This is a genomic window from Paenibacillus sp. EPM92 (assembly GCF_016586185.1).
Lineage (GTDB): Bacteria > Bacillota > Bacilli > Paenibacillales > NBRC-103111 > Paenibacillus_G > Paenibacillus_G validus.
The window spans coordinates 135,470-158,161 of record NZ_BCPS01000096.1 but is presented as its reverse complement, the minus strand read 5'-3'; the positions used below and the strand labels follow the sequence as shown (position 1 = coordinate 158,161).

Here is a 22,692-nt window from a genome sequence, read left to right as displayed (position 1 = left end):
GGCAGCGGCCCGGCGCCCGCAGCCGGCCGGACAGCGCGTGTACGTGCGCATCGCCGCCGACCGAGAGCAGCCGGCCGTGCTGGCGGCGCTGAAGCGGCTGATCGCCGAGCATCACGGCCCGGTGCCGGTCGTCCTCTATTACGAGAAGACGCAAAAAACGCTCGGTCTCTCCGGCGAATATAACGTGAAGCCGTCTCCGGCCCTTTTCTCACGAATCGAAGAGTTGTTAGGTGAACAAAGTGTAAAGGTGAAATAATGATCGCCTTCTTCGCATACATTTAGTAACCCAAGCTGCAACCTGCGCTGCTGCGCCGCTTGCAGGCTGCCCGTGTGTTACGAATGTATCGAAGGAGGCGTTGTTGTTATGTCGCATCTACCTATCGTGGAATGGTTGGAAAAGCGCGGGGTGACCGTCGATCGGATCGCCGATATCGTGCACGAGCTGCAGGTTCCGTATAACCCGGCATTGTCCAAGGAGGCTTGCATCGAAAGCGTGCTGGCCGTGCTGGCCAAGCGCGAGGTGCAGTATGTGCTGTACACCGGTATCGCGCTCGACGAGCTGGCCGAGCAGAAGCTGCTGCCCGATCCGCTGCAGCAGCTGATGGAACAGGACGAGTCGCTCTACGGCGTCGACGAAACGCTGGCGCTTGGCATCGTGCATGTGTACGGCATGATCGGTTTGACGAGCTTCGGGTACTTGGATAAGAAAAAAAACGGCATTATCCGGGATTTGAACGATCATTCGACGAGCATTCACGTCTTCCTGGACGACTTGGTGGCAGGTCTTGCGGCCGCCGCTTCGGCCCGTATCGCGCATAAGCATCAAGACGAATTGGATGGACAAACGTAACGGGCGAATCGTTTTTTGCCCGTTTTCCGGCATTTTCGCAGGGACAAGCCCCACTTGCAGCGTCACAACCTCGGTTGCGGGAAAAAGTGGAGTTATGATATCATTATTCCATTATGTTCGGGAGGTCTTGTTTCATGTGGACCGTGATCTATATCGCTCCAACCGCGAAAATTGCTGATAGAATCAAGCAAAAGCTAACGGAAGAAGGCTTTCTGGTACAAGTTCGGGCTATTAATATGACCAAAAATCAATTTGAAATTTTAGTTCCCGAAGGCGAATTGGAAGAAGTACAAGAGGTGCTGAATACCATTTTGCATAGATCTTAACCAGCACGTCCAAGGCAGCTGGCGGCAAGCACGGACAAGTCCAACAACGGTAAGGCGAGGTGTAGTCGTGCAATTCAAAGACTTGTTTCAGAAGAAAAGGAAGTATGCCACGGTTCCTTCGGCGGACAGGCCTAGTGTCAAGCTCCCGCTCGACGGGGGCATCGACGTGCCCGAAGAACGGCCGAGACGCGAAATTCCCGAAGGATTGATGAATAAGTGCCCGCAGTGTGGTACGATTCAATACAACAAAGAGCTGGACAAAAACTTGAAGGTGTGTTCGTCGTGCGATTATCATTACAGGCTGAATGCGGTGGAGCGCATTCAGATGACGATGGACGACGGCGAGTTTACCGAGTTCGACAGTGAGATCGTGTCGGTCGATCCGCTCCAGTTTCCGGATTATGCGAGTAAATACAGCAAGGCGATGGAATCCACCGGTATGCAGGATGCGGTGATCACGGGCGAGGGCCGGATCGGCGGACATCCGGTAGTCGTGGCGGCGATGAGCTTCGACTTTATGGGCGGTTCGCTCGGCTCGGTCGTCGGGGAGAAAGTAACGAGAGCGATTGAGTACGCGATGGAGCATCAGCGGCCGGTCATCATCTTCTCGACATCGGGCGGCGCGCGGATGCAGGAGAGCATTCTAAGCTTGATGCAGATGGCCAAGACGAGCGCGGCATTGTCCAAGCTGAACGAGCGGGGCGGACTTTACATATCGGTCATTACCGATCCGACGTTCGGCGGCGTATCGGCGAGCTTCGCGATGCTCGGCGATTATATCATCGCCGAGCCTGGAGCGGCTTTCGGTTTTACGGGACGGCGTGTCATCGAGCAGACGATTCGTCAGAAGCTTCCGGACAATTTCCAGACGTCGGAATTCAACCTGAAACATGGACAAGTGGACTTGGTGGCGCACCGCAAAGATTTGCGCAGCATGCTGGCCAAGCTTCTTAGCATGCATACCGTAAAGGAGGAAGTCGCGAATGGCAAGTGAAATGCCCTTTGAGCAGCCGCTTGTGGAGCTTCGCGCCAAAATCGAGGAGCTGCGCAAATTCAGCCGGGATAAGCAGATCGATTTCTCTGAAGAAATTGCCCGCTTGGAGCATCGTCTTGCGGAGCTCGAGGCCGAGCTGTACGCCAGCATGTCGACCCGGCAAAAAATGCAGGTCGCCCGCCACGCGCAGCGGCCGACGACGCTGGATTACATCCAGCATTTGTTTACCGACTTCATCGAACTTCACGGTGACCGTCTCTATGGCGACGACCTTGCCATAGTAGGCGGCATTGCCCGTTTCAACGGCATTCCCGTAACGGTGGTCGGTCATCAGAAAGGGAAAGACACCAGGGACAACATCGCCCGTCACTTTGGCAGTCCGCATCCGGAGGGTTTCCGTAAAGCGCTGCGTATGATGAGACAAGCCGATAAGTTCAAGCGGCCGATTATTACCTTTATCGATACGAAGGGAGCTTACCCGGGCAACGCCGCCGAAGAGCGCGGCCAAGGGGAAGCGATCGCGCGCAATTTGCTTGAAATGGCTTCGATGCGCGTGCCGATCCTGTGTGTCGTCATCGGTGAAGGCGGCAGCGGCGGAGCGCTTGCGCTCGGGGTCGGCAACCGTGTGTTTATGCTCGAGAACGCCATCTATTCGGTCATCAGTCCGGAAGGGGCGGCCTCGATTTTGTATAAAGACGCTTCGAAATCAATGGAGGCGGCCGAAGCGATGAAAATTACGGCCGACGAAATTCTGAAGCTGGACGTGATTGATGAGATCATCCCGGAACCGAAAGGCGGCGCCCATCGGGACGTTGTCATGCAGGCCGAGGCGATCAAGCAAACGTTGTGGAGGCATTTGCAGGAATTGCTCAAGCTGAACGAGGAAGAGCTTGTGGAAGACCGTTATCGAAAGTTTAGACAGATAGGACGCTTTACGACCATCCAGGAGGGAAACCATGCGTAGAACGAAAATTGTATGTACGATCGGCCCGGTGAGCGAATCGCTGGATATGTTTAAGAAATTAATCGGAGCGGGAATGAACGTCGCCCGTCTCAACTTCTCTCACGGCGACTTCGAGGAGCACGGCAACCGGATCAAGAACGTGCGTCAGGCGTGCCAAGAGCTGGGTAGAAGCGACATTGCCATTCTGCTCGATACCAAAGGGCCGGAAATCCGTACAGGCAAGCTGAAAGACGACCAGAAGGTTGAGCTTGTGCAGGACCAGCTGATCACGCTCACGACCGAAGAAATCGTAGGCGACGCACAGCGCGTGTACATCACGTATCGGGATTTGTACAAAGACGTGAAGATCGGCTCCACCATCCTGATTGACGACGGCTTGATCGGGTTGACGGTCGAAGACATCCGAGGCACCGATATCGTATGCCGCATCAAGAACGGCGGATTGCTGGGCGGCAAGAAAGGCGTTAACGTGCCGGGCGTGAAAATCAACCTGCCGGGGATTACAGAGAAAGACGCGAACGATATCGTGTTCGGCATTCAGCAGGGCGTCGATTTCATCGCAGCTTCTTTCGTGCGGAAGGCGAGCGACGTGATCGAAATCCGTGAAATTTTGGAGCGCCACAACGCGACCCATATTCAAATCATTTCGAAAATCGAAAACCAGGAAGGCGTCGAGAACCTCGACGAAATTCTGGAGGTGTCCGACGGCCTGATGGTTGCGCGCGGCGACCTCGGCGTGGAAATTCCGGCCGAAGACGTGCCGATCGTACAGAAGGCGATGATCAAGAAGTGTAACCAAGCGGGCAAGCCGGTCATTACTGCGACGATGATGCTCGACTCGATGCAGCGCAACCCCCGTCCGACGCGTGCGGAAGCGAGCGACGTCGCGAACGCGATTTTCGACGGCACCGACGCGGTGATGCTGTCCGGCGAGACGGCGGCCGGGAAATATCCGGTCGAGTCCGTGCTGACGATGGCGCGCATCGCCGAGCGTGCGGAGGCGGCGCTGGAGCACCGCGAAATTTTCATCCGCCAAAGCAATGCGCAGCAAACGACCGTAACCGAAGCGATCAGCCAAGCGGTTGCTAACTCCGCGCTCGATCTGGATGCGCGCGCGATCCTTACGGCGACCGAGAGCGGTTATACGGCGCGTATGGTGTCCAAGTACCGGCCGAAAGCGCCGGTCATCGCGGTTACGCCGGACGAGCGTGTACTGCGCCGCCTGTCGCTCGTATGGGGCGTCGTGCCGTTGAAGGGCGAGTCGTGCACGTCGACCGACCAATTGTTCGAACTGGCCGTCGATACGAGCGTGAGAGCGGGATACGTGAGCCTGGGCGATATCGTCGTCATCACAGCGGGCGTTCCGGTTGGCCGCTCCGGAACGACGAACTTGATTAAAGTGCACCAGATCGGCGAGATGATCGCCAAGGGTCAAGGCATCGGGACGCAAATCGCAACCGGCAAAGTCATCACCGCGAGCAGCGCGGATGAGGCGAATGCGAAAGCGACAGAGGGCTGCATTTTGATTACGCCGACGACGGACCGGGACTACATGCCGGCCTTCGGGAAGGCAGCCGCGGTTATTACCGAAACGGGCGGTATTACGTCGCACGCGGCGGTTGTCGGCATCAGCCTGGGCAAGCCGGTGATCGTCGGCGTCGAGAATGCGCTGCAAATTTTGAAAGACGGTACGGAAGTTTCGATTTACCCGGAAGTCGGGGTTATCTACTCCGGCCGTGCGCGGGTTTTGTAATTATATGAACATGGAGCGAGCGAAATCGAATATCGGTTTCGCTCTTTTCATTGTGGCAGCACCTCAATGTGAATGAGACGGATGGAGGGTGAGGGCATGAATGGGTTTAGTTGTGAATTCCGCGTACGCTATCAGGAGACGGATCAAATGGGCGTCGTGTATCATGCCAACTATTTGACGTGGTTTGAAGTCGGCCGCACGGAGATGATTCGCTCTCTGGGCATGCCATACCAAACCCTCGAGGCGCGCGGCTTGCTGCTGCCGTTGATCGAAGCGGACCTTAAATTCAAGCAGCCGGCCAAATACGATGATACGGTGACGATTTATACGCGGGTGACGGCGTTTACCCATCTGCGTCTCGATTTTGCTTATGAGGTGAAGCGCGGCGAAGAGCTGCTCGTCACCGGAAGCACGCGTCATGTATGGGTGAACCGGGATTGGAAGCCGACGCGAATTGACCGCGAAGCGCCGGACTTGTATGCTTTAATCGGCAGCCATATGTAAAAACAGCGTATTTTTCAGTAACGTTAACATAAAATTTACAAAAGACCTATTTTCTTTTAACAATGTCGAATTACGATGAATGAAGTAGAACGGTAGATGACAAAGTAAGGGCATGGAGGATGGGTATCCGATGAAGGAGACGACTTCCCGAGAAGCGGCGAATCATTACTTGAACCGAGATCTGAGCTGGGCGGAGTTTAACTGGCGGGTCATGGAGGAAGCTCAGGACCCGACGACGCCTCTCCTGGAGCGTGTGAAGTTCTTATCGATCGTTTCCTCCAACTTGGACGAGTTTATGAGCGTTCGCGTGGCGGGTATCAAGGACCAGATTAAAGCGGGGTATACGAAAAAAGATTTCACCGGGTATACGCCGGCGGGATTGTTCAAGCGTATTATGAAACGCTCGTCGAAAATGGTGTCCGAGCAATACCGTACATACCGCGAAATCTTGCGTCTGCTCGGTAAAGAAGGCATTTATATCGCTGATTACGAAGACTTGACGGTCACACAGCGCAGGGCGATGGATGCGTATTATCATGAGATCGTATTTCCGGTATTAACCCCGATGGCGGTCGACCAAGCCCGGCCGTTTCCGCTCGTCCGTACGCAAGCCGTTTATTTGGCCGTCGTGCTGATGAAGGAAGGGGACGACCCGGAGGACGAGCCTTATTTCGCCATTTTGCAGGTGCCTTCGAACCTGATGCGGTTTATTGAGGTGCCGGCTCGCGCCAACAGCAAGAAGCACGAGTTTATTTTGATCGAAGAGCTGATCGAGCAGCACATCCATACGCTCTTCAGCGGGTATACCGCGGTATCGGTACAAGCGTTCCGGTTAACGCGCAACGCCGATTTGACCTTGAATGAGGAAGGCGCCGAGGATTTGCTGGAGGAAATCGAGAACCAGCTGCGCCGCCGCCGCTGGGGAGACCCGGTACGCCTCGAGGTGCAGAAAGGGATGCATCCCTATGCGCTGAAGCAGTTAACGGAGGAGTTCGAGATTACGGACAACGTCTTCGAGATCGACGGACCGATTGATTTGACGTATTTAATGAAACTGACAGGCTCGCTGAAGGGCTACGATCATTTGCGGTATAAACCGATTGAGTCGGTGTACCCGGCCGAGCTGGATGATATCGAAGATCTGTTCGCCAAGCTGCGGCAGCGCGACGTGCTCGTATATCACCCGTACGAATCGTTCGATGCGGTGACCGATTTCATTTGCCAAGCGGCCTACGATCCGCAGGTGCTCGCAATCAAGATGACGTTATATCGCGTCAGCGGCAACTCGCCGCTCATTCAAGCGCTGGCCCGGGCGGCCGAATCCGGCAAGCAGGTGACGGTTGTCGTCGAGCTGAAGGCGCGTTTTGACGAGGAGCGCAACATCGCCTGGGCGCGGATGCTGGAGCAATCGGGCTGCCATGTCGTGTACGGTCTGGTCGGCTTAAAGACGCACGCCAAAATTACGCTCGTCGTCCGTCAGGAGCAGGATGGACTGCACCGGTACGTGCACGTCGGAACGGGCAACTACAACGATAATACGGCGAAGCTGTACACCGACGTCGGCTTGTTCACCTCGCACAAGGTGATCGGCGAGGACGCGTCGGCGCTGTTCAACGAGGTGACCGGTTACTCGGCGCCGCATAACTGGAAAGCGTTCGGCGTCGCTCCGACGGATATGATGGATAAGCTGTTCGAGAAAATTCGCCGGGAAGCGAAACACGCCGCGGAAGGGAAACCGGCCCGCATCATCGCGAAATTTAACTCGCTGTCGAATCAGCAGATGGTTGACGAGTTATACCAAGCGTCGCAAGCAGGCGTGAAGATCGATTTGATCGTACGGGGCGTCTGCTGCTTGCGTCCGGGCGTGCCGGGCCTGAGCGAGCACATCACGGTGCGCAGCATCGTGGACCGGTTTCTCGAGCATTCCCGGATCTTCTACTTCGAGAACGAAGGGGAGCCTGAAGTTTATATCGCCAGTGCGGACTGGATGACCCGCAACCTGACGCGCCGCGTCGAGCTGATGTGCCCGGTGTTCGATAAGGACATCCAGCAGTCGCTGATCAATATTTTGCAGCTCAACTTACGGGATAACGTCAAAGCCCGCCAGCTGCAGCCGAACGGTCTTTACGAGCGTGTAACCGCAGGCGACGATGAACCGCTGCGGAGTCAATTCGAAGCGATGCGCATCAGTTCTTGGAAAACGACAGCTCATGAAGGTTAAGCTGAATGCCCCAAGCCTTTTTAAAATCTTTTTGGTGGCCTTCGACCTCTCTGTATTCCGCAGAGGGGTCGTGCTTTGTCCGCACCTTAAGGTGGAGCGTGGTTCCTTCGGTGAACGCGGTCATGACCTCGATCGCCTGCGTTTCGCTGACGTCGAGCGCAATGGCAAGCTGCAGGAGGACGCCAAGCTTGCAGATGAGCTCCAGGTCTGTCTCCAGCAGAATGTCCTTGTAAGGCGCCATGGCTTGCTGTGTGCGGCTCTTGGCCTTGAATGAAGCGATCAGGGCGCATAAGAGCATCTCGCGGTGGCTCAAGCCGTCGATCCGCGTATGGGCGATCATATGAAACGAGTGCTTCTGGTATTGATAATACTGCAGCGAAGCGCCGATCCGGTACAGCTTGGCTGCGATTTTCAGGACAAGCCTGATCCGCGGGCAATAACCATGCGATCCCGCATCCGCCAAGGCATCGTACAGCCGAAGCGCGTTCGCGCACACCTGCCGAATGTGGGCTTCCGGCGCGGTCGGATGGAGGGCAAGCAGGTTGTCCGAGCTGATCTCCGCGACCTGCCGGTCTGTCCCGTCACCCGGCGCGAACGATTCGAAGAACAGGCCGTCGCGCAACCCGGCGCCGCTGACCACGTAATGCGAAGCGTTCACCGCCCGGAACACCGTCTGCAGGATGAGCAATCCGGGCACGATGATGTCGTGTCGGTCTTTGGCTAGCCCGTCGACTTTCTTGCGCTTTTCGGCGGGCAGGCTCGGCAGCCAGGAGGCGAGCTCGTCCATTTCGTCGGCCGTCACCGTGTAATTGTGCGTTTGCAGAAACGAATATTTACGCCTGCGCTGACTGATTTTGCTTAAGGTCCTCACGCCGCCGCCGAGGCCAATCAAGGGGAGCCCCGGCGCTTCCTTGATCCAAGGCTCGCCTGCGAGCGCCTGCTCGACCATTTGGCGAATCCCGAGCAGCTGCTCCTCTTGGAATTCGCCGTCCGTTGCGAATTTACGCGTCGTGTTAACGGCCCCGAAAGGAAAGGAGACGCTATGCTGGAGCTGGCGGTTACGGAATAAGCTGACCTCCGTGCTGCCGCCCCCGATATCGACAAGAAACCCGTCTTCCACGTCCATCGTTCGAATCATGCCGAGAAAGCCGATCCTCGCTTCGTCCTCGCCGGACATGATCTCGATGGGAAAACCGCTTTCTTGGCGAAGCGTCTCCACGATCTCCTCCGAATTGGATGCATTGCGGATGGCCGCCGTGGCCGCGGCGCGGAATTCGGACACTTCGTGCTTCTCGCAAATACGTTTGAAATGCTTCAGAATTTGTGCGGTCGCTTGAATTTCGGCAGGAGGTAACGAACCGTCGGCTCCGATTCGGCCGCTTAAGCGTGCCGATTCCTTGAACTCGCTGACGACGCGGTAGCCGCCGGCGGCCAGCAGTTCGTAAATGGCGAGGCGAATGGAGTTGGAACCGATGTCGATGATGCCGATTCTTCGGCTGCTGCTCATGTGGAAACCTCCTGTTTGCAAGTCGTCATGCTCTTATTTTAACATCGATTTTGGATGCTGCAAAACTTTGGGGAATAATTTTACTTCGGTTATGACATGCTTCTAGGTGGGATGCAAATTTAGGCGAAGAGCGATAAAGCGGAGTTTGGTTGATCGCAGTTTCTCAGGGGGGAATATCCTTTCGCGTCTTGAACGAAGTTTCCATGCAGCGTCGAAATGGTTCAGCTTTGCTGGAAATTATAGATTTCGAGGCAATAAGAAACATTCTTTATGGTGCTGATAATGAACTTTTATGTCTAAATTTGTTCACATTGATAGGTAAATCCTTTATAGTAGACTTATGTGAATCGAACGACAAAGGAGAGATTATCTTGACTGCTACCAAAGGTTTGGAAGGAATCGTAGCCACAACTTCCTCCATCAGCTCCATCATCGACGGCGTGCTCACGTATCGCGGCATCAATATCGACGACCTCGCCGAGAACGCTACGTTCGAAGAGGTTGTCTATTTGTTATGGTACGGCAAGCTGCCTAATCGCTCCGAGCTGAGCGGGTTGATCCAGGAATTGAACAGCAACGCGGCGGTGCCTGCCGAAGTGTTGAATCAAATCAAGCTGTACCCTAAAGACGTAAATACGATGGCGGCTCTGCGTACCGCTGTTTCCAGTCTTGCGCTTTACGATCCCGAAGCCGGCGATATGACGCCGGAATCGAACCTTCGTAAGGCTATCAAATTGCAAGCTCAGCTGCCGACGATCGTTGCGGCGTTCGACCGCATCCGCAAAGGCCTCGAGCCGATCGCTCCGAAAGCGGATGCAGGCAGCATCTCGGAAAACTTCTTGTATATGCTGACCGGCAAAAATCCGGAGAAAATTGCGATCGAAGCGTTGGACAAAGCGCTTGTGCTCCACGCCGATCATGAGCTGAACGCTTCGACGTTCGCCGCTCGCGTTACCGTAGCTACGCTGTCGGACATTTATTCCGGCGTCACTTCCGCCATCGGCGCGTTGAAAGGACCTCTGCACGGCGGCGCGAACGAAGCGGTTATGGCGATGCTCGAAGAAATCGGCACGGCTGCCAATGTGAAGAGCTACATTACCGAGAAGCTGGAAAATAAACAGAAAATTATGGGCTTCGGTCACCGCGTTTACAAAAACGGCGATCCTCGCGCGAAGCACCTCCAAAAAATGTCTCAAGAGCTCGGCAAGCTGACCGGGAACATGAACTGGTACGACATGTCCATCCAAATCGAAGAATTGGTCACCGGTCAAAAAGGATTGAAGCCGAACGTCGACTTCTACTCCGCTTCCGTATACACGTCTCTGGAAATTCCGCGCGACCTGTTCACGCCGATCTTCGCCATCAGCCGTACATCGGGATGGACGGCGCATATCCTTGAGCAATACGAGAACAACCGTCTGATTCGTCCGCGTGCCGAGTACACCGGACCTTCTCACCAAGCTTACGTTCCGATCGAGAAACGCTAATCGGAGCGGAGCTTCAAGCGAACGAAAGTGGTTCTTGCCACGATAATGCTGTTACCTACACGGGCTGTTGCGGCGCTCACTCAGGGAAACCGGGATGCCGCAGCTCCCGTATCTTTTTGAGGTATACCCTAACTACGCGAGTCGGCGCAGGCCGGCTCTCATTTAACGAGGAGGATTACATAATCATGGTACAATTCGAGCAATATTCTTTGCCGACAGAAGGCGAACGCATCACGATTACCGACGGCAAGTTGAACGTTCCGAACCAACCGATCATCCCATTCATCGAAGGTGACGGCACAGGTCCTGACATCTGGGCGGCTTCCAAGCGCGTATTGGATGCGGCTGTTGAGAAAGCTTATAAAGGCGAGAAGAAAATCGCTTGGTACGAAGTGTTTGCAGGCGAGAAAGCTTTTAATAAATTCAACAACTGGCTGCCGGCTGATACGCTGACTGCGATCCGCGAATACATCGTTGCCATCAAAGGACCGTTGACTACGCCAATCGGCGGCGGGATCCGCTCCTTGAACGTTGCGCTTCGCCAGGAGCTTGACCTGTATGTATGCTCCCGTCCGGTTCGCTACTTCAATGGCGTGCCTTCCCCGGTTAAACGTCCTGAGCTCGTAGACATGGTTATTTTCCGTGAAAATACGGAAGACATCTATGCCGGCATCGAGTGGGCGGCAGGTTCCGAAGAAGTGAAGAAAGTGCTTGCCTTCTTGCAAAATGAAATGGGCGTCAAAAAGATCCGCTTCCCGGAAACTTCCGGTATCGGCGTCAAGCCGGTTTCCTCCGAAGGCTCCAAGCGTTTGGTCCGCGCAGCGATCGAATATGCGATCCAGCACAAACGCAAAAGCGTTACGCTCGTACACAAAGGCAACATCATGAAGTTCACCGAAGGCGCGTTCAAAAACTGGGGTTATGAGCTGGCTGAGGAAGAGTTCGGCGATAAAACCTTCACTTGGGCGCAATACGATAAAATCAAAGAGGCTCAAGGCGTAGATGCTGCGAACAAAGCTCAAAAAGAAGCGGAAGCCGCTGGCAAAATCATCGTGAAAGACGCAATCGCGGATATCGCGCTGCAGCAAGTATTGACGCGTCCGACCGACTTCGACGTCATCGCGACGTTGAACTTGAACGGCGACTACTTGTCCGACGCGCTGGCTGCTCAAGTCGGCGGTATCGGTATCGCGCCAGGCGCGAACATCAACTATGTAACAGGCCACGCCATTTTCGAAGCTACGCACGGTACGGCTCCGAAATACGCAGGTTTGGACGTTGTAAACCCGGGTTCGGTTATCCTCTCCGGCGTTATGCTGCTTGAGCACCTCGGCTGGCTGGAAGCGGCTGAGCTGATCTACAAAGGAATGGAAACGGCCATCAACAACAAAACGGTTACTTATGACTTTGCACGTTTGATGGAAGGCGCTACGGAAGTAAAATGCTCGCAGTTTGCGGATGAGATTATTAAAAATTTCTAAGAGTCACCCATGAGGTTTTGGAGTCAGGAGCGCTTCTAGTCGTCGTAGGCGTGAACAGGGGCTCGCGCGCTGCGACGACACGCTTTTCATGCGTGCGTGGGTGTTCCAGCGTTACGTTCGGGTGTGGGAGCGCGCTTCGGCAGGGGATCAGTCCCCGCCATAAAACTAATAATTTCGGGAGGGATTCATCATGGCTATTCAACGTAAAAAAATTACGGTCGTCGGCGCAGGCTTCACAGGCGCGACAACTGCGCTGATGCTGGCACAGAAAGAGCTTGGCGACGTCGTATTGCTCGACATCCCGCAGCTTGAGAACCCAACCAAAGGGAAAGCGCTCGACATGCTCGAAGCTTCTCCGGTACAAGGCTTCGACGCGAACATCGTCGGCACGTCCAACTACGACGATTCCGCGAACTCCGACATCGTCATCATCACGGCCGGTATCGCTCGGAAGCCGGGCATGAGCCGCGACGACCTCGTGAACACAAACGCAGGTATCGTGAAGTCCGTTTGTGAGAACGTGAAAAGAACTAGCCCAGAATCGATCGTTATCATCCTCAGCAACCCGGTTGATGCCATGACTTACGTTGCTTATGAAACGCTCGGCTTCCCGAAAAATCGTGTCATTGGCCAATCCGGCGTACTCGACACTGCGCGTTACTGCACATTCATCGCACAAGAACTGAACGTATCCGTTGAAGACGTTCGCGGCTTCGTTCTCGGCGGCCACGGCGACGACATGGTTCCGCTCGTTCGTTACTCCAACGTCGGCGGAATTCCGATTGAGAAATTGATCCCGGCTGAGCGCATCGAGGCGATCGTGAAGCGCACGCGCACAGGCGGCGGCGAAATCGTCAACCTGCTCGGCAACGGCTCCGCGTACTACGCGCCGGCTGCTTCGCTCGTGCAAATGACGGAAGCGATACTGAAAGACAAAAAACGCATCATTCCTTCGATCGCTTTGCTTCAAGGCGAGTACGGCTACGACAACCTGTTCATGGGCGTGCCGACCTTGCTTGGCGGCAACGGCATCGAGAAAGTATTTGAGCTCGAGCTGCTTCCGGAAGAAAAAGCGGCTCTCGACAAATCGGCCGATTCCGTACGCAACGTCATCAAAGTTGTCACGATCTAATCGTCGTTACGCATCACCAACCGATCGCAATCTACCGTTCCAACGGAGATTGCGATTTTTTTTTGGGGACAAACGTTACCGGATAACGAATGTCCGCTGAAGCGGGACGGGGGCCGTTTGCTACGCGCTAGGTCATCCGTTATACTAGGTATTAAGAATAGGTATAGGGAGGCAAGCCGTCGTATGCTGCAAGTGCTGCTGTACATTCATGTTGTAAGCGCAATTTTGATGGGAATTTATTTGGTGCTGCCGTTTCTCCTCAATCGTGTGGATAAGCTGCAGTCGGGGGCGTCGCAATTCGGTTTTCTTAGCGTCCTGTTTACGACGAACCGCGTCGGGCAATTCGCTCTGATTTTATCGTTTCTAACCGGGGGATATTTGGTCAGCAAAGCCGATTATTCGATCGTCTGGATGGTGCTCGCGGTTGTCTTGTTCCTCGGCATCGCCGCGTTGTCGGGCATCATGGGCAAGCGTATGCGCCTTGCGCTGAAAGAGTCATCCGGCAGCGCGATTAAACCTCAGCTCGGCTCGATCAAAACGTTGGCGCTGATTAACGGCGTATTGTTTTTCTTGACCGTCACTTTGATGAATTTCCCGAATTGGTTCGCTTAATAGCGCCATCAAAGAAAGACCAGACTCGTGCAGTCTGGTCTTTCTTCGTCGTCGGTATCGTCCGCCTCGGGGTGATTGGTCTACAGCTCGTCGATCGTCTTCTCGAAGCTCGGAGCCATATGCTCCAGAAAGTAATTCAGCTCCGGCATGCTGATGGACGCCATCGTATCTTCGATCTGCTTCTTCGCCGTCGTAAATTCACGGTTTCCGGCGGATAGCTCGGTGACGCATTTCAAATAAGCGTCGAGCAGGTCGGCGGCTTTCACGTACTTTTTATATTCCGAAAGCTCCGTATTTTTCTTCGGATCAATCAGCGGATCGTAGACGGCGCGCAGCGAATCGGGAATCATATCCAGCAGCCGATCGGCGGCCAGCTGTTCGATCTCGCGGAAATTGGATAAAATTTTCGGATTGTGATGCTTCACCGGGGTCGGAATGTCGCCGGTAAACACTTCGGTCGCATCGTGAAACAGCGCCATGCTGACGATACGGTCCGTCGGCACCTTCCGGTCGTATACGTCGTTGGCAATCGTGCACAGCACGTGCGTCAGGATGGCGACATGAAACGAATGCTCCGCAACGTTTTCCTTCATCACGTTACGCATCAGGCTCCAACGCTCAATATAGCGGAGACGGTACATATACGCAAAAAAATGGCTTTCCATGCAATCATCATCCCAGTCTGTTTAATGGCGTCAAACTTGCCGCACAACGAATTATACACGATACGGAGCCGGAATGCCCTAGCCAAATTATTAAAAGCTGGTGACCTGTTGCCGAAAGCCCCGGACCGCTGCATGAAACCTATGAAAACAAGGTGCTAGCAGGCGTACGTGTATGGTATGATAGAGTTATATGCTTAGATGTCCAAACATAAGGTTTTCAGCCACCGAAAGGAGTTTTATCCCATCATGCAGCAATTTCAAGAGAGCATTTATAAACTGATCGTCGAAACGTCTACAAACCTTCCGGCCGACGTCCGTGAAGCTATCCAGGAAGCGCGATTGAAGGAAGATGCGGGCACGCGGTCCGCGTTGTCGTTGTCGACGATCGCTGACAACATCCGGATGGCGGAGTGCAACGTGTCGCCGATTTGCCAAGATACGGGGATGCCGACGTTCATCGTACATACCCCTGTGGGGGCGAATCAGATCGAGATGAAGAAAGCGATCATTGAAGCGGTAGCCAAAGCGACGAAGGACAGCAAGCTGCGTACGAACTCCGTGGATTCGTTGACAGGCGCGAACAGTGGCGATAACATCGGACCCGGCACGCCGGTCATTCATTTTGAGCAATGGGAACGTCCGGAAATCGAAGCGAAGCTGATTCTGAAGGGCGGCGGCTGCGAGAACAAAAACATTCAGTACAGCCTGCCGACCGAGCTCGAAGGACTCGGTAAAGCGGGTCGTGACCTGGACGGTATCCGTAAATGCATCATGCACGCCGTCTACCAAGCGCAGGGACAGGGCTGTAGCGCGGGTTTCATCGGCGTAGGCATCGGCGGCGACCGGACGACCGGTTATGAGCTGGCGAAGCATCAATTGTTCCGTGCCGTAGACGATGTGAACCCGAACGAAGAGCTGCGCAAGCTTGAAGATTACGTGATGGAGAACGCCAATAAACTCGGAATCGGGACGATGGGCTTCGGCGGTCAAGTATCGCTGCTCGGCTGTAAAGTGGGCGTCATGAACCGGCTTCCGGCCAGCTTCTACGTGTCGGTGGCCTATAACTGCTGGGCGTTCCGCCGTCAAGGCGTGCTGATCGATCCGAGCACGGGCGACATCACCGAATGGGTATACCGCAGAGGCAATGAGCTGCCGATGGAGAAGGACGAGCCGGTCAAGGACGCCGCGGCTTCGGCTGACAGCGGCGAACGCCGTGAAATCGTGCTGCAAACGCCGATCTCGGAAGAACAAATTCGTTCGCTTCGCGTAGGCGACGTCGTCATTATCAACGGACCGATGCACACCGGACGCGACGCGCTGCACAAATATTTGATGGATCACGACTCGCCGATCGATCTGAACGGTGCGGTTATTTATCATTGCGGTCCGGTCATGGCAAAGGACGGCGAAGGGAACTGGGTCGTGAAAGCAGCAGGACCGACAACCAGTATCCGCGAGGAGCCGTATCAAGGCGACATCATTAAGAAATTCGGCATCCGTGCGGTCATCGGCAAGGGCGGTATGGGCGCGAAGACGTTGAAGGCGCTGCAGGAGCATGGTGGCGTCTATTTGAACGCCATAGGCGGAGCGGCTCAATATTATGCCGAATGTTTCAAGAAGGTGGAAGGCGTGGACTTCCTTGAGTTCGGTATCCCGGAAGCGATGTGGCATTTGCAAACCGAAGGGTTTGCCGCGATCGTCACGATGGATTCACACGGCAACAGCCTGCATGCCGATGTCGAGAACGACTCGCGCGCGAAACTCGCTCAATTCAAAGAGCCCGTTTTCGTATAATCAGGAAGACGGACCGACATGAACCAGATAGGGAATCGTCTCAATACGTTCATTGAAACCTATTTATTTCTCTTAACCCCGGTATCGCTGATACTCGGGTTTCTTTTATCTGAGCAGTTCAAATCCGGGGTCGGCGCCATTCCGCTGCTGTTCGCTTATTTGACGTTCGTGATGGCGTCGGGCTGCAGCATCAAGCAAATCCGCGAAGCGCTGCGCATGCCCGGTACGATACTGCTGACGTTCGTGATGACGCATATTGCGGCGCCCCTGGTCGCTTATGCGCTGAGCGCCGCTGTTTTCGGGGCGGATTCGCCTTACGTCGTAGGCTTCGTGCTGTTCGCGATCATTCCGCTCGGCGTGTCCTCGGTCCTCTGGGTATCGCTGTCCCGAGGTCACGTGCCGTTTACGCTGGCCATGATCGTGATCGACACGGCGCTGAGCCCGCTTGTCATTCCCGGCGCACTGGAGTTTCTGTTCGGCGCATCGATCGAGCTCGACCACGCCGGCATGCTGCTCGACCTGGTCATGATCGTCGTTGCTCCGACGCTGCTCGGCATCCTGGTGAATGAGTTGTCCCGCTACCGGTTCAAGGCGTGGTCGGCGCCTTTCTGCGGCCCGACCTCCAAGCTCGCCCTGTGCGTGGTCATTCTGATTAATGCGGCGGCCATTACCCCGCATGTGGTGGAACTGAAAGGCGATTTGCTGGCAGTCCTGCCGCTGGTCGTCATCCTGGTGGCCCTTTGCTACGGCATCGGGCTTGCCGGATCGCTCTGGCTGCGGAAGCCGGAGATGTTGGTCACACTGACGTACGTGTCCGGCATGCGGAATATTTCGCTCGGCCTCGTGCTGGCGCTCGCGTATTTCAGTCCACTGACGGCGGTGCCGGTCGTGCTGTCGATCCTTTTTCAACAGCCGTTTGCGACCATCAACAGTTTGTTTATGAAAAAATTCATGGCGTCGCGCCTTTACAATAAATTAACTGGCGTTTCCTGACCAAAGCCGTTAGGATAAGGAGTAAAATGTTTGGGACGGACAAGCGGACATCCGCATGCCCGAGCTTGGAGGGAAGCTTTACAGGATGAATAAGTTCCGTGCGCGACTGACCTTCATTTTTATCGCCTTGATTGGCTCGAGCGTGCTGTTGGCCGGTATTTTCATGGCGCGAATGCTGCAGCAGTCGAATATCGATTCGTTAAAAGTAAATATGGAACGCGAGCTGCGCATCATTATGACGACGGTCGAGTGGAAGGCCTCCGGCTTTGCTTCCATGGAAGAAAGGTTTCAATATTTCACCGGGAAGGCATTGATGCTGAAGCAATCGGCCGATGCGCGTGTGACGTTCATTCAAGCGGACGGTACGGTGCTGGGCGATTCGGACAGCGATCCGAAAGGAATGGAGAATCACTCGGACCGCGAGGAGATTATTGCGGCGTCCCGGGACGGCATCGGGTATGCGACCCGGTTCAGCAGTACGCTCGGACGCAACATGCTGTATGCGGCTTTGCCGGTGAAGGCAGGCGATGAGAAGCTCGGTTATTTGCGTCTCGCGATGAGTTTAACTGAAGTGGAGCAATCGATCCGTAAAGTCTGGCTCGGTCTGCTCTCCGGTCTGCTGGTCGTGTTCGTGCTGGCCGGGCTGATCAGCTACCGGATCGCTTATGGGGTCACCCGGCCTATCGAGCTGATCACGAGCGTAGCCCAGCAAATTACGGACATGAACTACAAGTATAGGGTCAAGGTGAGCAAGAAAGATGAAATCGGGCAGCTCGGCATAGCCATTAACCGGATGGCTGACAGCTTGCAGCTGCAGATGAACCGGATTCTCGAGGACGAAAGCCGGTTGAAAAGCGTACTGGAGAACATGATCAGCGGCGTCGTCATGATCGATCGGGACGGTAACATCGTGCTGTTAAACCGTTCTGCCGAGGAGATTCTCGGATTCTCCGCGCCGGAGCTGCTAGGCAAGCGTTTTGATCAAGCGAAGCAGCAGTTCGAATTTACGCAGCTCATTCAAGAGTGCATCGATTCGAAGGCGCATATCCGCGACGAGATGGTATTTTATTTCCCGACCGAGCGTATCCTCGAAATCAACTTGAACCCCATCTCCGAAGTGAGCGCCAAGTGGTCGGGTCTGCTGATCGTCCTGCACGACATTACGGCGGTTCGCCGCCTGGAACGGATGCGCAGCGAGTTCGTCGCCAATGTGTCGCATGAGTTGAAGACGCCGATCGCGGCCGTGAAGGGCTTTGCCGAGACGCTGCTGGCGGGGGCCCTCGACGATAAGGAAACGGCGCGATCGTTTCTGCAGATCATCTTCGACGAGAGCGAACGTTTGAACCGCTTGATCGGCGATATTTTGGAGCTTTCGAAAATCGAATCGAAGCGGATTCCGCTCCATTTTTCACCGGTGCATCTGCAGCCGTTCATCGGGAACTGTCTGAATGTGCTGCGTTCACAGGCCATGAGCAAAGAGATTGAACTGCAAATGTCGGTTCCTGAAGACATCTATATGGAGGCGGATGAAGACCGGCTGCGGCAAATATTGATCAATCTGCTGTCCAACGGCATTAACTATACGCCGGAAGGCGGCAAAGTGAGCATTCGCGTCGAACATATGACGGGCGGTTCCGATGCGGTGGAGAGCGACAAGGTTCGTTTTACCATCACCGATACGGGAATCGGAATTCCAAAGAAGGACATTCCGCGTATCTTTGAACGGTTTTATCGGGTGGATAAAGCGAGGTCGCGAAGCTCAGGCGGGACGGGACTCGGTTTGTCAATTGTGAAACACTTGGTAGAGCTGCACAAGGGCACCATTCGCGTCGAAAGCGAGGTCGGCGTCGGGTCGAAGTTTATCATTGAGATGCCGCTGATACATTGATCTATTTCATAGCGTGTTACGTTTTTAAAAGTTTTTCGGGTTTGTCAGCACGGACAGGCTATGTTAAGCTTAAAGTATATATAGATATGAAGTCGGGGGATTCCCATGCCGCAAAAAATACTTGTTATCGAAGACGAGCCTACGTTAGCAAGATTGCTGTCCTATAATTTAACCCAAGAAGGCTATGAAACCAAGGTCGTCGATCACGGAAGCGACGGTTTGCAGGCAGCGCTGCAGCAGCAGTTCGAACTGATTGTGCTCGATATCATGCTTCCCGGGATGAACGGTTTTGATATTTTATCGAAGCTCCGGCAGAAGGGCAATAAGACGCCGGTTATCATTCTAACCGCACGTAATGCGGAAGAGGAAGTCGTGCAGGGGCTGAAGTACGGCGCAGACGATTACATCACGAAGCCGTTCGGTGTGGCCGAGCTGCTCGCCCGGGTGTCCGCGGTGCTTCGCCGTACGATGTCGGAGGAAGCGGCTCACGAGAAGACGGGGAACGGCGAGAAGGTTATCATGGCCGGCGATTTGATGATTTACCCCGAGAAGTACGAGGTTGTTCTGGGCGGAGAATCGATTCCGCTGCGGCCCAAGGAGTTTGAGGTATTGCTGTATTTGGTGCAGCGGCCCGGGGTCGTCGTGACGCGGGACGATCTGATGAACATCGTCTGGGGCTTCGATTATATCGGCGGCCAGCGTACCGTCGACGTCCATGTCAGCTCCTTGCGCAAGAAGCTGGAGATGAACCAACAATCGGTGCAGATCGAATCGATACGCGGCGTGGGATATAAGCTCGTGACCACCCCGGTGAAGAAGGATAAGAGTTAGAGAAACGGCCCTAGTGAAGAGAGCCCTGCAAAATCCTCAATTTTGAGAAAACAAGTTCTCTGAATTGGTAAAAGTGATTGGAAAACTAAAAAAGTAGCTCGTTCCTCGTCAGAGGGCGGGCTGCTTTTGCTCTATTAACCTAACCATTCGTTTCACATTTACAACGAACGCAGTGAGATAGGCCTGTATTCGCATACGAAAAAGACCTCGATATTTGGCCCTTTCCATACCGTGGAACCTCTTCATCTCTGCGTTTTTATGTTCAATGATCGGCCTACGTTTAATCCGCTCTTTAAACGTATCACTTAGTTCGAACTCCATTTGTTCTTTGAAGTGCTCAGCAATGATTCGAATGGAGTATGCCGTGTCTGCAATGATTTCTTCAACTACAATCCCGTTTACTTTCGTTTGCGCCAGCAGAGTAGTTAACTGCTTACCGTCATCACTGGTTTCAACAGCCGTAATGAATTCTTCTTCTGTCATAGCCAGGTGCTCTTTATAGCCAAAAAAAGACTTAGTCCTGCTTTTCCAGCCGAACCTTGCATCTGAGTCTACTGCTGATCGAATGCCTTTGTTTGCTAGCAGGCGCTCGTCTTCTACGATTTCCTTCGCGATATGCAATTTGTCGCTTATTGCCCCTTCATGGTCCGGCAACAACTCTTCTACCGTTTGACCAAGCTCGGCGAGAAAGCGCAACATGACCTTCTCTGCATCTTCTTGCTCACTCTTGACTTTCGGCAAGGGAGGAAGCTTCTTCTCTAGCTTTGGATGCCGTTTTACCACAACACGAAATAGTCGTTTGGCTGCTTCCCGAAGCACGTTCAGCGGCTGTTGACGCTGGGTTGCTGCATGCGTATGCGTGGCATCCATAATGATGGTTTTCGACTTGATGAGCCCTTTGTCGATGCACTGGCCTACTACTTGTTTAAGCACATCAGCCACTTGATTTACGCCAAGACGGTGGTTACGGAAACGTGAGAGTTGCGAAGCATCCGGCAATGCATCTTCCGGATTTACCCCGATAAACCATTTGTAAGCCAGGTTAACCTGCGCTTCTTGTATCATTCGCTCATCCGAAAGATTGTATAGGATCTGTAAAAATAGCAAGCGAAAAAGCAGCTCCGGCTCGTTTGCCGGTTTGCCTTAATGCTCACAATATGAATTTTTCACTAGCTCATGGATGAAACTGAAGTCCACAATACCGTGAATCTTCTTAAGTAGATGATCTTCCGGGATAAATTTATATAACTCCGCATGGAACGATGTGGTCATTTGCTTAGCCGAGTGTAGCAATCTTATTCAACTCTCTTTACTTTTCTTCCAGTATACAACAAACCCAATGCCTGCGCGGCATTGGGTTGTTTTTAACAGAATCTGTATTCGTTTTGCAGGGCCCTAGTGAAGGGGCCGTTTTTTTGCGGTAACAAAATATTTCCCGGGAAACGCCGCGCAGCGGCGCATGCCAAAATCGGATGCAAAGAAAGCCAAATACGCCATATCTTTTTCCTTGGACTTGTCTATACTAAATGTAAAGCGCCTTTATCGGCATTATACAAGCTATGTCCAGGGAGGAATATGAACTATGTCTAAAGTGTATAGAATCGGTATTATCGGCTGCGGCGGCATCGCATTCGGCAAACATATGCCTGCGCTTCAAAACCAGCCGAACGCTCAAATGGTCGCTTTCTGCGACATTCATGAGGATCGGGCCCGGGACGCAGCACAAAAATTCGGCACCGCTGAAGCGAAGGTGTACACCGATTACCGGGAGCTTCTGTCGGATTCGAGCCTGGATATCGTCCATATATGTACGCCTAACGATTCCCATGCCGATATTACGATCGCTTCGCTGGAATCGGGCAAGCACGTCATGTGTGAAAAGCCGATGGCCAAGACGGCGGCCGACGCAAGACGCATGGTCGAAGCGGCCAAACGAACCGGCAAAAAGCTGACGATCGGCTACCAAAACCGGTTCCGTCCGGATAGCCAATTCTTAAAGCAAGTATGCGAGGATGGAGAGCTCGGCGACATCTATTACGCCAAAGCGCATGCGATTCGCCGCCGCGCGGTGCCGACTTGGGGCGTGTTCCTCGACGAAGAGAAACAGGGCGGGGGGCCGCTCATCGATATCGGGACGCACGCGCTTGACCTGACGCTCTGGATGATGGACAACTACAAGCCGAAAGCGGTACTGGGTACGGCGTTCCATAAGCTGTCGCAGAAGGAAAATGCGGCGAATGCCTGGGGATCCTGGGATCCGCAAAAGTTTACGGTTGAGGATTCGGCATTCGGGATGATTACGATGCAGAACGGCGCGACGATCGTACTGGAGTCGAGCTGGGCCATTAATATGCTGCAAACCGGGGAAGCCAAGACGACGCTTTGCGGTACGGAAGGCGGCGCCGATATGTGGGACGGCCTGCGCATCAACGGGGAGAAGCACAGCCGGTTGTTTACAAATGAAATCCAGCTTGATGCAAAAGGCGTAGACTTCTACGATGGAGCCAAAGAAAGTCCGGCCGATCTGGAAGCCCGCATGTGGCTGGAAGCGATCGAGAACGATACCGATCCGGTGGTCACGCCGGAGCAAGCTTGCGTCGTTTCGGAAATTCTAGAAGCGATTTACGAATCCTCCAAAACGGGCAAGGCCGTTTATTTCGAAGAAAAATAACGCAAAAAACGTACCGGAA

General features: G+C 54.1%; 19 protein-coding genes and 1 pseudogene. 17 read left to right on the top strand and 3 right to left on the bottom strand.

Annotated elements, in window-relative coordinates; genetic code table 11:
• The 8 genes from JMF85_RS24300 to JMF85_RS24265 all read left to right on the top strand — a co-directional run.
• Positions 1 to 256, top strand: a 256-nt coding sequence (locus tag JMF85_RS24300) for a hypothetical protein (protein WP_236595976.1), incomplete at its 5' end; no start/stop codon positions are given.
• Between the two features lie 108 nt (positions 257 to 364).
• The gene (locus tag JMF85_RS24295) at positions 365 to 850 is read left to right on the top strand and encodes a phosphatidylglycerophosphatase A family protein (protein WP_127608749.1); all 486 of its coding nucleotides are present in this window, start codon (positions 365 to 367) and stop codon (positions 848 to 850) included.
• Positions 851 to 984: 134 nt separating this feature from the next.
• Entirely contained in the window at positions 985 to 1,176 is a 192-nt protein-coding gene (locus tag JMF85_RS24290; protein WP_054797438.1) for a hypothetical protein, read from the top strand.
• A gap of 67 nt (positions 1,177 to 1,243) precedes the next feature.
• Positions 1,244 to 2,170, top strand: coding sequence for an acetyl-CoA carboxylase, carboxyltransferase subunit beta (gene accD, locus JMF85_RS24285; protein ID WP_054797439.1), 927 nt, complete (start codon positions 1,244 to 1,246; stop codon positions 2,168 to 2,170).
• Positions 2,160 to 3,134, top strand: a complete 975-nt coding sequence (gene accA, locus JMF85_RS24280) for an acetyl-CoA carboxylase carboxyl transferase subunit alpha (RefSeq protein ID WP_201319052.1) — start codon at positions 2,160 to 2,162, stop codon at positions 3,132 to 3,134. The genes accD and accA overlap by 11 nt, the downstream gene beginning before the upstream one ends.
• Positions 3,127 to 4,887: a pyruvate kinase gene (gene pyk / locus JMF85_RS24275; RefSeq protein WP_054797440.1), complete on the top strand. Its 1,761-nt coding sequence runs from the start codon at positions 3,127 to 3,129 to the stop codon at positions 4,885 to 4,887. Before accA ends, pyk begins: the two co-directional genes overlap by 8 nt.
• Before the next feature lie 96 nt (positions 4,888 to 4,983).
• The gene (locus JMF85_RS24270; RefSeq protein WP_230876343.1) at positions 4,984 to 5,391 is read left to right on the top strand and encodes an acyl-CoA thioesterase; all 408 of its coding nucleotides are present in this window, start codon (positions 4,984 to 4,986) and stop codon (positions 5,389 to 5,391) included.
• A 130-nt stretch (positions 5,392 to 5,521) separates the two neighbouring features.
• Positions 5,522 to 7,612: an RNA degradosome polyphosphate kinase gene (locus JMF85_RS24265; protein ID WP_201319051.1), complete on the top strand. Its 2,091-nt coding sequence runs from the start codon at positions 5,522 to 5,524 to the stop codon at positions 7,610 to 7,612.
• Here JMF85_RS24265 and JMF85_RS24260 read toward each other — a convergent pair.
• Complete coding sequence (locus JMF85_RS24260; protein ID WP_127608746.1) at positions 7,578 to 9,119, bottom strand: Ppx/GppA phosphatase family protein; 1,542 nt, start codon at positions 9,117 to 9,119, stop codon at positions 7,578 to 7,580. The genes JMF85_RS24265 and JMF85_RS24260 overlap by 35 nt on opposite strands.
• Before the next feature lie 371 nt (positions 9,120 to 9,490).
• Here JMF85_RS24260 and citZ point away from each other — a divergent pair, with 371 nt between their 5' ends.
• From citZ to JMF85_RS24240, 4 genes are all read left to right on the top strand, one after another.
• Positions 9,491 to 10,606: a citrate synthase gene (gene citZ, locus JMF85_RS24255; RefSeq protein ID WP_127608745.1), complete on the top strand. Its 1,116-nt coding sequence runs from the start codon at positions 9,491 to 9,493 to the stop codon at positions 10,604 to 10,606.
• A gap of 185 nt (positions 10,607 to 10,791) precedes the next feature.
• Positions 10,792 to 12,087, top strand: coding sequence for an NADP-dependent isocitrate dehydrogenase (gene icd, locus JMF85_RS24250; protein ID WP_127608744.1), 1,296 nt, complete (start codon positions 10,792 to 10,794; stop codon positions 12,085 to 12,087).
• Positions 12,088 to 12,277: 190 nt separating this feature from the next.
• A complete protein-coding gene (gene mdh / locus JMF85_RS24245) occupies positions 12,278 to 13,219 on the top strand; it encodes a malate dehydrogenase (RefSeq protein ID WP_127608743.1) in 942 nt (313 codons plus the stop codon).
• 183 nt (positions 13,220 to 13,402) lie between these two features.
• Positions 13,403 to 13,831: a hypothetical protein gene (locus JMF85_RS24240; protein WP_054797442.1), complete on the top strand. Its 429-nt coding sequence runs from the start codon at positions 13,403 to 13,405 to the stop codon at positions 13,829 to 13,831.
• An 80-nt stretch (positions 13,832 to 13,911) separates the two neighbouring features.
• Here JMF85_RS24240 and yfbR read toward each other — a convergent pair whose 3' ends face one another.
• Positions 13,912 to 14,496 carry a 5'-deoxynucleotidase gene (yfbR, locus tag JMF85_RS24235; protein WP_127608742.1) on the bottom strand — a complete coding sequence of 195 codons (585 nt, stop codon included), beginning with the start codon at positions 14,494 to 14,496 and terminating at the stop codon, positions 13,912 to 13,914.
• Positions 14,497 to 14,742: 246 nt separating this feature from the next.
• Between yfbR and JMF85_RS24230 the strand changes: the two genes are divergently transcribed.
• From JMF85_RS24230 to JMF85_RS24215, 4 genes are all read left to right on the top strand, one after another.
• On the top strand, positions 14,743 to 16,290 hold the full coding sequence (locus JMF85_RS24230; protein ID WP_127608741.1) for a fumarate hydratase: 1,548 nt from the start codon (positions 14,743 to 14,745) through the stop codon (positions 16,288 to 16,290).
• An 18-nt stretch (positions 16,291 to 16,308) separates the two neighbouring features.
• Positions 16,309 to 17,283, top strand: coding sequence for a bile acid:sodium symporter family protein (locus JMF85_RS24225; RefSeq protein ID WP_127608740.1), 975 nt, complete (start codon positions 16,309 to 16,311; stop codon positions 17,281 to 17,283).
• An 85-nt stretch (positions 17,284 to 17,368) separates the two neighbouring features.
• Positions 17,369 to 19,171: a two-component system histidine kinase PnpS gene (gene pnpS, locus JMF85_RS24220; RefSeq protein ID WP_141333874.1), complete on the top strand. Its 1,803-nt coding sequence runs from the start codon at positions 17,369 to 17,371 to the stop codon at positions 19,169 to 19,171.
• Between the two features lie 105 nt (positions 19,172 to 19,276).
• Positions 19,277 to 20,002 (top strand): response regulator transcription factor, encoded by a 726-nt coding sequence (locus tag JMF85_RS24215; RefSeq protein WP_155615671.1) that lies wholly within the window; start codon positions 19,277 to 19,279, stop codon positions 20,000 to 20,002.
• A 108-nt stretch (positions 20,003 to 20,110) separates the two neighbouring features.
• Here JMF85_RS24215 and JMF85_RS24210 read toward each other — a convergent pair.
• Positions 20,111 to 21,295 (bottom strand): annotated as a pseudogene (locus JMF85_RS24210) (transposase).
• Between the two features lie 289 nt (positions 21,296 to 21,584).
• On the opposite strand from JMF85_RS24210, the gene JMF85_RS24205 reads away from it, so the two are divergent.
• Positions 21,585 to 22,673: a Gfo/Idh/MocA family protein gene (locus JMF85_RS24205; RefSeq protein WP_155615670.1), complete on the top strand. Its 1,089-nt coding sequence runs from the start codon at positions 21,585 to 21,587 to the stop codon at positions 22,671 to 22,673.
• Positions 22,674 to 22,692 lie beyond the last annotated feature (19 nt).